Annotated in this window: 10 protein-coding genes; 4 read left to right on the top strand and 6 right to left on the bottom strand. The window is 49.4% G+C overall.

The annotated features are described in order from the left end of the window. The 3 genes from OB13_RS00460 to OB13_RS00470 all read left to right on the top strand — a co-directional run. On the top strand, positions 1-814 hold an 814-nt coding region (locus OB13_RS00460; RefSeq protein WP_461488170.1), incomplete at its 5' end, for a sensor histidine kinase. Between the two features lie 478 nt (positions 815-1,292). Beyond that, positions 1,293-1,814, top strand: a complete 522-nt coding sequence (locus OB13_RS00465) for an OmpA family protein (RefSeq protein WP_461488171.1) — start codon at positions 1,293-1,295, stop codon at positions 1,812-1,814. A gap of 126 nt (positions 1,815-1,940) precedes the next feature. Further along, positions 1,941-2,885, top strand: coding sequence for a DUF2382 domain-containing protein (locus OB13_RS00470; protein ID WP_461488172.1), 945 nt, complete (start codon positions 1,941-1,943; stop codon positions 2,883-2,885). Between the two features lie 318 nt (positions 2,886-3,203). Here OB13_RS00470 and OB13_RS00475 read toward each other — a convergent pair whose 3' ends face one another. The 4 genes from OB13_RS00475 to OB13_RS00490 form a co-directional block, all read right to left on the bottom strand. Further along, positions 3,204-4,379 carry a M48 family metalloprotease gene (locus OB13_RS00475; RefSeq protein ID WP_461488173.1) on the bottom strand — a complete coding sequence of 392 codons (1,176 nt, stop codon included), beginning with the start codon at positions 4,377-4,379 and terminating at the stop codon, positions 3,204-3,206. Positions 4,380-4,708: 329 nt separating this feature from the next. Beyond that, positions 4,709-5,146 (bottom strand): response regulator, encoded by a 438-nt coding sequence (locus tag OB13_RS00480; RefSeq protein WP_461488174.1) that lies wholly within the window; start codon positions 5,144-5,146, stop codon positions 4,709-4,711. Positions 5,147-5,184: 38 nt separating this feature from the next. Then, complete coding sequence (locus OB13_RS00485; protein WP_461488175.1) at positions 5,185-6,321, bottom strand: sensor histidine kinase; 1,137 nt, start codon at positions 6,319-6,321, stop codon at positions 5,185-5,187. A 256-nt stretch (positions 6,322-6,577) separates the two neighbouring features. After that, a complete protein-coding gene (locus tag OB13_RS00490) occupies positions 6,578-7,141 on the bottom strand; it encodes a serine acetyltransferase (RefSeq protein WP_461488176.1) in 564 nt (187 codons plus the stop codon). Positions 7,142-7,292: 151 nt separating this feature from the next. Here OB13_RS00490 and OB13_RS00495 point away from each other — a divergent pair, with 151 nt between their 5' ends. Then, positions 7,293-8,360, top strand: coding sequence for an FUSC family protein (locus OB13_RS00495; RefSeq protein WP_461488177.1), 1,068 nt, complete (start codon positions 7,293-7,295; stop codon positions 8,358-8,360). A gap of 99 nt (positions 8,361-8,459) precedes the next feature. Here OB13_RS00495 and OB13_RS00500 read toward each other — a convergent pair whose 3' ends face one another. Beyond that, positions 8,460-10,487: a response regulator gene (locus OB13_RS00500; protein WP_461488178.1), complete on the bottom strand. Its 2,028-nt coding sequence runs from the start codon at positions 10,485-10,487 to the stop codon at positions 8,460-8,462. A gap of 7 nt (positions 10,488-10,494) precedes the next feature. Beyond that, entirely contained in the window at positions 10,495-11,307 is an 813-nt protein-coding gene (locus OB13_RS00505; protein ID WP_461488179.1) for an alpha/beta fold hydrolase, read from the bottom strand.

Raw genomic sequence — 11,307 nt, forward strand, 5'->3', positions numbered from 1 at the left:
GTTGGGCGAGCTTACGGCTGGCATTGCCCATGAAATCCAGAACCCCCTGAACTTTGTCAACAACTTTTCGGAGCTCAGTTTCGATCTGGTAGAGGAATTGAAAGAGGGTCCTTTGCGCCAGCTGCCCGAAGAAACAAAAGGGGAAACAGCCGAAATTCTCAACAGCCTGAACCAAAACCTGCACAAGATCCACCAACACGGCAGGCGGGCCGATGCCATCGTCAAGAACATGCTCCAGCACTCCCGCGCCAGTTCCGGCGAGAAGCAGTTAACCAACCTCAATGCCCTGGCAGATGAATACCTGCGCCTGGCCTACCATGGGTTACGGGCAAAAGAGAAACTTTTTGAATGCACCCTCAGCACTTCCTATGATCCGAAGCTGGAGCTGGTGGAGGTGGCGCCACAGGAACTGGGCAGGGTGCTGCTCAACCTCTTCAACAATGCCTTCTACGCGGTGCAGCAAAAGCAGCAGTTGGGAATCGAAGGATATGAGCCTAAGGTGCTGGTCAGTACCGGGATCAAAAACGGAAAAGTAGAGCTAAAGGTGCGGGACAACGGCACAGGTATACCTGATAATGTAAAGCGCAAAGTTTTCCAGCCCTTCTTCACTACCAAACCCACCGGCCAGGGAACGGGTTTAGGGCTCTCTCTTAGCTATGATATCATCACGAAGGGGCACGGAGGCGAACTTAGTGTAACTACAGAGGAAGGGGAATGGACGGAGTTTACTATTTCCCTTCAGTATATACCGGTACCCAACGAACTGCCCAAATCTTCTCCTGCACCTGCACCTCCTGCCAGCACATTTACCTAGAATCTGAAGCTGCAGGTATAGGCGTCAATATGCTGCCCCATCGATAAGATCTAACCAGAAGAACATGCTTAAAATTTCTTCATTTTATCCAATTAAAGTTTAAACACACTCCTCCCAACGCTACCTCTTCCCTATACCTTCAGAGTCGCAGCTCATATGGTCATTACAAAGAGTCTTGGCATAAAAACAAAGTTTCCCTGTAGCTGTAAGTTTCGACTGCCTGAACGAAGCAGCCCAGTAAACTTCTACAAAACTGCCCTTTATAACAAAAAATCTTTTTGAAGCGTACATCAAGCCAATCTAAACTAAAAATTTTTTAGATAATATTTAATTATTTCTCAAACCAAAATTTATAAAAATGGCTGATTTAAATGTAGAACCCAAAACTAGCCGTCCCTGGTGGATATGGTTATTACTTGCGCTTGCTGCTATTGCAATAATACTATTTTTAGCAAGAAGCTGCGACAACCAAGACGACGTGACAGAAAGTGAAGTTACCACGACTGATACCACCGCCGCTGCAACAGCAACCACAACTGAAACTGAAACCGACGCGGACTGGAACAACATCAACAGAGATGTACCTGCAGCTACCTACGGAGAAATTACCGATAAAGACGTTACGGTTAGAGGCAATGATGAGTATGCAATTTACAGCCTGGATGAGACCGTACTTTTTGACACCGATTCGGACGCTATCCGTTCCGGAGCCGAACAGAAATTACAGCAGGTTGCCAACTCCCTCGGGCAGCGTTTCACCAATGGGCGGATCCGTATCTATGGCTATACCGATGCCAAAGGAAGTGCCAATTACAACCAGCAGTTAGCCGAAAAGCGTGCTGAAGCTGTGCGCAACTGGCTCGTTAAAAATGGGAAGTTCAGCGATGATATGATTTCGATACATCCGGTTGGCGAGGCAGATCAAGTCGCATCGAACGCAACTGCTAAAGGGCGACAGCAGAACAGGCGCGTGGAGATCGTGGCACGCCGCAGCAAATAGGTGGAGCACGGGCCAATAAAACGTAATTGCTTTATACCGAGCATTTTATATCGCGTATTATAAGGTATAACCAAAGTTATCAAAGGTATAACGAAGCTAATGAGTTAGCACTAAAATTTTAAGACTATGAACACAAACGATAATTATAATGAGATCAACCGCTTACAGGAGTTAGGCGGTAGCGATTTCAAGATCGCAGAAGGGGAACCCAACATCAAAGGCTGGACTGTGAAGGATACGCAGGGACGCACCATCGGAGAAGTAGATGAGCTATTATTCGATCCTCAGTCCCGAAAAGTACGATACATTGTTCTTGACCTGGAAGGTAACGTACTGGATCTGGAACCCCGCGATGTACTTATACCTATTGGTCTGGCTGAGTTACATGATTCGGACGACGATGTGATTTTACCAAATGTAACGGCCGAACAGCTCCAGTCTTTGCCTTTGTATGACAAGGATAACCTGAACCGTGACACCGAAATGTCGATCCGCAATACTTTTGCAGGCTTAGGTGCTGCCGGAGCAGCCGCGGGTGCCGCTATGACGGACAGGGACAGAGATACTGCCGATGAATTTTATAACGATGAGTATTACAACGAAGACAAGTTCTACCGTAACCGTCCTACCCCTCCTCCGACTTCTACCCCTGAAGGGGATAAAACTATCCCTATCATCAAAGAGAACATGGAGATAGGTAAAAAAGAGGTAGAAACAGGAAGCGTAAACGTGCGAACCCGTATTGTGGAGCGACCGGTAGAAGAACGGATCAACCTCCGGGAAGAACATGTGCATGTGGAGCGCAGACCAGTTGATCGTCCGGTATCGGATGCAGATATCAATAAATTCAAAGAAGGAGATATCGAGATCACAGAACGTGCTGAAGTGCCGGTAGTAGACAAGGAAGCGCGTGTAGTAGAAGAAGTGTCTCTGAACAAAGAGGTGGAAGAACGCGATGAAACCATTCGCGGTACTGTCCGCAATACGGAAGTGGATATCGAAAAATTAGATCCGAACGACCCACGACGCAAAGCAGACCCTGATGATCCCCGCAGGAATACGGATGTGTAACGTTACAGGTTAAACCTGTAAGGACAGCTATACTTAAAAAGCCTCTCTCTTCAGAGAGGCTTTTTTATGCTATACCTTATGCTCTTTACCCACACGAGGTTTCAACAAAAGCCGATCGCCTCAACCTCTCCTACCCGAAAAAGAGAATCCATAAAACAACTAAGCCATACCTGATACCATCAGACTGGGAGGGTATAGCCTTAAGAGTGCACGAATAGTTTGTTTAAATTCCTGAGCAGTTTAAGTAAAGTAAAAGAGCTGCACCAAGTTGAATTTGACATTTGTCCTACGGCAGCTCTTTTACTTAGCCATTCTATTCTAAAGCATGACGAGCTCGGAAAGTTGCGCATCAAAAAGTATGGCAAATTCCTCGCTGGTCAGGATATGGCCTTGTTTCTGCGCATCGTTTGCGAGATTATAAGCCCATTCGGCAGCTGCCATTCTTTGCGTGGGTGTTCCGTGGTGGTTATTGCTGGCAAAGGAACAATCCCCCAGATTGAAAAACACCTCCAGAAACTGTTGCACCCTTTTCCATTGCATGGAAGCGCCTCTTGCATGGGAAAGATAGTAGGCCGCATACGCATCGGCCATCAGCTCGGTTCTGCGGGTAGCTTCCGGGCTGCTCTCATCCGCAAACAGGTCCAGATGGAACTGGATCTGATGACCAAATTCATGTGCCAATATGGCCTGCGGTGCGATATCCGCATAGCCTAAGGCACCAAATGCTTCCATGATTCCGTCCCCCATGATGATCTTATCCGGAATAACGCCATAGGGCGGGAAGTTGAATCCGTTCAGAGCAAAGGCGTTAAACGTAAATATAGGATGGTTGCCATCCCGGTATTGCGGAATTTCATCAGCCAATGTGACAACGATGTCGGCAAATATTGCAGCTGTGGCTGGGTCTAAACCAAATACGGCGACATACGTTCTGATCACCTTATCCCGGTCAAGCAACATGTTTCCGTGCATCGCTGCCAGTACAATCTCATCGGATGGAACATTCCAGAACCGCTGCAGATCCTTAAAAGCTTTGGTAAGCTGCTGCGTGTATTCTCCATTCACACCAAAATATTGATTCCGGGAGCTGTTTTCGAAGATAAGTGCGTCGTAGGTTGGTAAATCCAGCATCGCAAAGTCGAGCACATAGCCTATGACTTCATTGTTCCAGTCAGCCAGTTGCTCATCCAGCCACAGGTTCATGGGCGTATCCGAATCACAAGGAGTAGGTTCTATAGCCAGCGCTCTGCGAACCATATCCCGGTACTGCGGGTCGGTTTCTAACAAAATAGCTGACCGTTGTTTGAGTTGTTCCTCAAGCCCGGCAGGCAACGAAGCACGGTACTGGCTGATCCTATCGTGAACAGAAACGGATAGCTGGCTTGATTGCTCTAAAGCGATGGGGGTACCTGATCTGTCGCTCTCTTTTTCGCAACCTGTCAGGAGAAATAACGAGAAGGCAATTGCTGTCGTCAGGAGTTTAAAGTGTTTCATAGCGATAAGTTATTTATTGAAAAATGAAATGGTTTGCTTGAAAAGAGGCCAACAGGTTTAATCTCTGATGGCACATGCCATACCGCAAGCCATTTTATCGCCCCGATGCCAGCTGACGTGCATTTCATCTCTAACGGCAAAGTCCAAAATTTTGTTGGAATATAAATTTAAGATTTTTCCTCGTAGCCGAATGGTGCAGAAGATGGCAGGATTAAATTATACCCGGAATTCGAACCTGCATCAAACAAAACAACCTTCCAGCTCGGGCTGAAAGGTTGTTTACCATACCTATACCTGGCGCAGCTATACCTGACCAACTCCTCCCGGAGCTATGGGTTTGATTTCAGAAGTTCGTCTAATGTTTCCTGGGTGAGGGGTTTTGTGATAAAATCAACGACAGGGTATAGCAGCGCCCGCTCTTTGTCTTTGGGGTGGAGCGAGCTGCTGCAGATAAAGATTTTTGAATGGCGCAGATCCAGCTCCGCTGATTTAGTTACTTCATCCAGAAAGCCAAAACCATCCATCACCGGCATTTTTATATCCAGAAAGATCATATCCGGCATCTTCTCTCCTTTCTCAGAGATCGCCCGTAAAAGCTGATACGCCTCCAGCCCGTTTTTAGACGTGATGATTTCTTGCCCTACCCCGGCTTTCTGCAAAAGTTTTTTGGCAATAAAACACCAGTTTTCATCATCATCTACCACCAGTACAGTAGCGGGCTGTTGCCGGTTACCCGGGTTTGTGTTCACTTCGTTTTGCTCTTTCAAGGTATAGGGTGTGTAGTTGATCCGGCGTTGTAGGAAAATTATACAGCCGCTTTTAAAAACAACTCAAATTTCGTACCGACTCCTTCATCGCTTTCCACTTCAATCTTCCCGCCGGCATTCTCGACCATTCTTTTGACCATGTATAGTCCGATTCCCGTGCCTTCCACATGGTCATGGAATCGCTTGAACATGGAGAACAGCTGCTCATGATGACGCGTATGTATCCCCACGCCATTGTCCTGGATCGTTAATTTCACATAAGGTTCCTCCAACCGGGTACAGATGTCGATGATACAATCCCGCTCCTGGGACCGGAATTTAAGGGCATTACTGATCAGGTTGAACAAGATACTTCTGAAATTTTTTTTCGAAAACATCAGTTGGTGCACCTGGAAATCGGCTTTGATGAAAACTCCTTTGTTTCTGCCCGGGTAGCCCAGGTCTGCTAAAATGTCATGGTATACCTCCTGGATGTTGATGATTTCATCTGCGGCGCTTTCACTGTTTTCGTTATGCAGCCGGCTGATTTCGGTCAGGTCTTTGATGGTTTGCTTGAAGCGGTCAACCGAATTGACGACACGCTGCAAAATCTCATCGGTTTGGGGACTCAGGCAGCCTGCTTCTTTTAAATCCTGTTTCAAGAATGTCATCAAGCCTTCGATGTTGGTAATCGGAGACCGGAGGTCATGCGATGCGGTATAAATAAAATTATCCAGGTCCAGGTTAATCCGCTGCAGTTCGGTATTTTTATGCTCCAAGGCACTCTGCTGCCGGTCGGCCAGTTTATCCTGTAACTCTTTTTGCCGGGTAATGTCACCGGTAACTTTTGTGAACCCAACATGCTCCCCGTCGTCCGAAAAAATGGGCGTTAAGATAACAGTGGCCCAGAAAAGCGAACCATCTTTGCGTTTACGCCAGTCTTCGGCTTCATAAGCACCATTTTGCAAGGCTTGCTGCAATTCCTGCACCGGTTTGCCGGCATGCTGGTATTCGTCCGGGTGCAGGATTCCATAAAACTGCCCGATGATCTCTTCTTCGGTATACCCTTTTACCTTTTCCGCACCTTTGTTCCAGGTCATAATGATCCCGTTTACATCAGTGGCAAAAATGGCATAGCCCTTTATCTGGTCTATGAAGATAGAGTTGAGTTTATCCGGAGAATCAAATGGGTTCATAGTTATACCTGTTCTTTCTGATTTACCCCTTTTACTGAAAATAAAATGCAGAGGTTTTCGGTTGGTTTAACCAGCTGAGGGCTCAGAAACAAAATAAACAACTGGTTTGCGGTTGCTATACCTGCCAAAAAGTGTCCAATTCACTTTATAGCAACCACTTGGCTCCAGTTTGAAAGCAGGTATGGGAAGGTATAGCGGAAAGTTTAACGGAATTTGGCGGGGCAGCCCTATACCTGCCGCCTGGTGCAGGGCGCTTTCAGGCTCCCGTATAGGATAACATTTCAGGCTTCGGCTCTTTCAGTTGCTGCTGTTGCTCAGGAGGCGTCAGGGTTCTGATCACACGGGCCGGGTTTCCGACGGCGATGGAATTATCGGGTATGTCCTTTACTACAACCGATCCCGCCCCGATCCGGACGTTATTTCCGATCCGGACTTCACCGATGATGCATACATTCGAACCCAGCTCCACATTGTTCCCCAGCACAGGCGACCCTGTATATGAGCCGTCTTCGCGGCGAATGTTGCCCAGCGTGGTCGAATGGCGGATAAAACAGTTGTCGCCAATCACACTGCAACCGTTGACGACCAGGGCCTGCCCGTGTCCCAGGTAAAAATTCTTGCCTACCTGCGTCCAGTGCGGAAGCTCAATACAGAGGAACCATTCTACGAACACCTTGTAAAAGGCCAGGTATGGAAGCCAGAGAATCCGGAGGAGTTTGTTGTTTAGCGAAGCAGGGCGTGCCAGCCGGAATAAAAACATAACCATCCTGCCTTTGATGTTCCCCTTGTTAACCTCCCAATCCTGAAAAAGATATGACATACGCTACGTGTTGATGTGTTGTTATTGCTCTGAGTGTGACTTACGCTATATAGGGAGTTGGCGTTGCACAAGGTTTTTATCCAGGGCAACCTTCGGGGTTCAACTCCTGTTTAGCTACCTTAGTGCTAGGGATAGCTGCAACAAAACAACCATGATAAAACAGAAGACCGGCCAGGCGCTCAAAAGTCTTGTTTCTCTCAATGAAGGGCCCTGGCGATGGTCTGTTGGCGTACAGGCAGCGCTGGCGATGGGCCTCATTACAGGCTCTTTCACCTTATTTGGTTACCAGTCCTATGGGCTGATCGCATCGCTGGGCGGCTTTACCGCGCTCTACTGCGCCTCTATGCGACGCATCGACCGGGTGCGCATTCTTCCCATGATCGTAGCCGGGTTTGCACTTGTTTCCTTGCTGGGTGTCCTGTGTTCGGTCAATGTATGGCTCTACATAGCCTGCCTCATCGTAGTGGCCGCTATGGCCTGCATCTTCACGTTGGGTGCAAGTATAGGCGCGCCCGGGCCGCTGATGTTCGTCCTGGTCTGCGCCGTCACGGGTCATATAGCGGCCCACAACGATCCTGCCAGATCCAACCTCAATAACCTGGCTATACCTTTGTTGGTGGCATTGGGGGCAACCCTGGCTTACCTCGTGGCGATCGCTCCCTTGCTGGTCCCTTCGGTGCGCAGGCGCGAAAATCAGGTGTCAGACTATCCGCTCCTCAACTCCCGTTTCCGGCTCGATCCGAAAGCCAGGATGATTACGTTTCGGGTAATCGTGGGCGTGGCGATCGGCAGCATTGTCGGGCTGGGATTGGAAGCCGACCGCTCCTACTGGGTGATCATCCCGGCCATTGCCGTCCTGCAGGTGGGCCACAACAAACGCAATACCACAATCCGGGCTTTCCACCGCATACTGGGCACCATTCTGGGCCTTTTCATCTTTTTCCTGCTCTACCAGGCGGAGCCTTCCGGTTTCTGGATAGTCCTGATCATTATGCTGCTTCAGTTTGCCATTGAGGTTGTGGTGGTCAAGAACTATGGGCTGGCCCTTATCTTCATCACACCGGTTGCCCTCACGATCGCAACAGCGACCCGGGCAGATGATTTCATTTTCTCGGCCCAGGAACGGGTACTGGATACGCTTATCGGGGCGGGCATTGGCCTGGTGGTGTTCTGGGTGGATGACTGGTTTCGTACCAGGGGTTCGAAAGAGCAGGTATAGCTCCTTGATATCAGGTCCGGGTTGTGAAAGCGGAAAGCGTCCTTCTCAAACGCCTACACCTATACCTATACCTATACCTATACCTGGGTGCGTATAGAGTCAGGAAGAAGTGCCTGGGGATAAAGTGTCGGGCCAGCGGCTCAGGAGAATTTCTTGCAGCCCAAGAATCACCACATCGAACTCCCGGATGATGTCTCGGCAGGCACTTTCGATCAGGTCTTTGTCTTCCACACCGGCTTGCAGAAGGTCTCTTCCGTTTGAGATTGCATTTTCCAGTTTGTGGGCTTCGAGCAGTTCGAGCGTTATTTTGATTCTGTGTTTGCAGAAGTTATACTCTTTCAGATTGCAGGCTTTGAGTGCCGAACAGAATTCAGTTTTGTAGCTTTCAAAATTCACCAGATGCATCCGGATCAATTCTTTCAGATCCTCCTGATTCCCCTCCAGCAATTCCTCAAAAGTTTCGAGTACAAAGGCGGGGGCATCCGGCGCAGGTTGGCTTACCGGCACAGGGTCTTGCGGAGCAACTGCCGCTTCCGGTGCGTTCGGGGTGAGGCCACGGGTATAAAACGCTATCTTGGATTGTAGTACTTCCGCTTTGAAAGGCTTGCTCACAAAGTCGTTTATACCTGCAGCATCCATCCGGTCTTTGTGATCGACGCTGGAAGATGCCGAGAGCGCAATAACCGGCAAGCGTTTGTACTTCTCTTCTCCTGAATTTCTGATGATAGAAGTCGCTTCATACCCATCCATACCCGGCATTTGCAGGTCCATGAGCACCAGTTCGTAGGCCCGCTGCCGCACCTTCGCGACTGCCTCTGCCCCATTTTCGGCCACATCAAAATCAATTCCCCATTTCTCCAGGTACTTGGACACGACCAGCACATTGATCGGGTTGTCATCTACAAGCAGCAGCTTTACGCCTTTCAGGGAGGCTTCCGGAGGGCATGCTATACCTTCTTTATTGGGAGATGAGTCTTTCGCGAGCTTCAGGCGGAGGTTGAAGCTGAAATCTGAGCCTTTTCCTACTTCACTCTTCACGGTCAGTTTGCTGCCGTACAGGGCCAGCAACTTCTGGCTGATGGTGAGCCCCAGGCCTGTCCCGCCATACTTGAGGTTCGTTTCGTAATCTGCCTGCGTATATTCCTCAAACACTTTCCCGAGCCTGTCCTGCGGTATACCTATACCTGTGTCCTTGATATGGAAATCAACAGACACTTCTGCGTCGGTCAGCTCCTGCACCTGCAGCTGCAGCGCTATGTGCCCCTTTTCGGTGAACCTGATCGCGTTGCTCAGCAGGTTGGTCAGCACCTGCCCGATCTTGACAGGGTCTCCCAGAACATGGGACGGGAGCTTTTCATCAATGTCTTTCAGGATCGTCAGCCCTTTTTCTTCGGCCGTTATGTTCAGGCTATAGAGCAGGGCCGAGATGAGTTCTCGCAGGTTCAGGCTTCTTTCTGCCAACATCACGCGGCCGGCCTCGATCTTGCTGTAGTCCAGGATGTCGTTGATGAGGTGGAGCAGGTTGTCGGCCGAAAGCTTGAGGATCCGGAAGTACTCTTCCTGCTCTCCCGTATGCTTCATTTCCTGCAGGAGATTGGCAATGCTGATGATCGCGTTCATCGGGGTCCGGATCTCGTGGCTGACCGTAGAGAGGAATTCGGCTTTCACGCGGGTAGCGGCCTCGGCTTCTTTCTTTGCCCGCAACAGCTCCTGCTCGTACTTCCTGCGGTCGGTGATATTGAAAACAGTGGTACGGTGGAGCAGCGGTTTGTTGTCTTCGCCTTTGAGCTGGATCGTATTGACCAGGACCGGAAGCGACTGTCCCTGCCTGCCTTTGATATCGAATTGTACTTCATTCACGAAGCCCTGCATCTGCAGCAAAGGCCCGAAGTGCGTTTCATAGTATATCTTTCCCCCGATGGGCAACAGGTCCTGAAACTTCTTCTGAAACAGGAGCTCCGATGCATCGTAGCCGACCCAGTTCAGGAATGTCCGGTTTATTTTTACGAAGGTACCGTCGGGCAAAGTGGAGAGATAACCACACGGAGCATTCTCATACAGGTCTTCAACACTTTCTGTTATCAGGCCTTTGAAGTCTTCCTGGTTTATGTCATCCAGCTTTCCCATCGACTCGTTAGTCTTTCTCTATAAATGATCTCATCGCAGCTATGGTCTCTTCGGGTGCGCTCAGGTTGGGGCAGTGGCCGGTCGCCCGGAGCACCTTCAATTCGCTTCCTGTTATGTTTCGGTGCACATACTCCCCTACTTCCATCGGGGCGATCACATCTTCGGAACATTGCAGGATGAGCGTCTTTGTCTTCAGCTTCTTTAAATCAGCACGGTTATCGGAAAGAAAGGTTGTGTGGGCAAAGTGTTTGGCAATCTCGGGATTGGTCTGGCAGAAACTGTTGGTGAGTTCCTCCCCCAGTTCCGGCTTGTCGGGATTACCCATGATCACGGGTGCCATGGCGGCAGACCAGCCCAGGTAGTTGCTGTCCAGCGACTCCAGCAGTTCTTCAATGTCTGCCCGCGAGAAGCCGCCGGTATAGCCTTCGCTGTTAATGTAGCAGGGAGACGGGCCGATCATCACGAGCTTTTCGAAACGGTCAGGTTCTTTCAGGGCCGCCAGCAGCCCGATCATGGCGCTGACAGAATGGCCCACAAAAATGGCCTGCTGCAGATCCAGGGCATGGCATATCTCCAGTATATCATCGGCATACCCTTCCAGTGTTTCGTACTTCATCTTGCTGTAGGCTGTCGTGTCTGACTTGCCGGCTCCCACATGGTCAAAAAGCACGAGCTTGTATTCATTCTTAAAAGCCGGCGTAATAAAACGCCACATATTCTGATCACATCCAAAACCATGTGCAAAGACCATGGCTTGTTTGCCGGTGCCACTTACCTGTACATTATTTCTTTTGAGTACGTCCATCTGTCTGTTAAGAAT

The sequence above is a fragment of the Pontibacter sp. HJ8 genome (genome assembly GCF_054824225.1).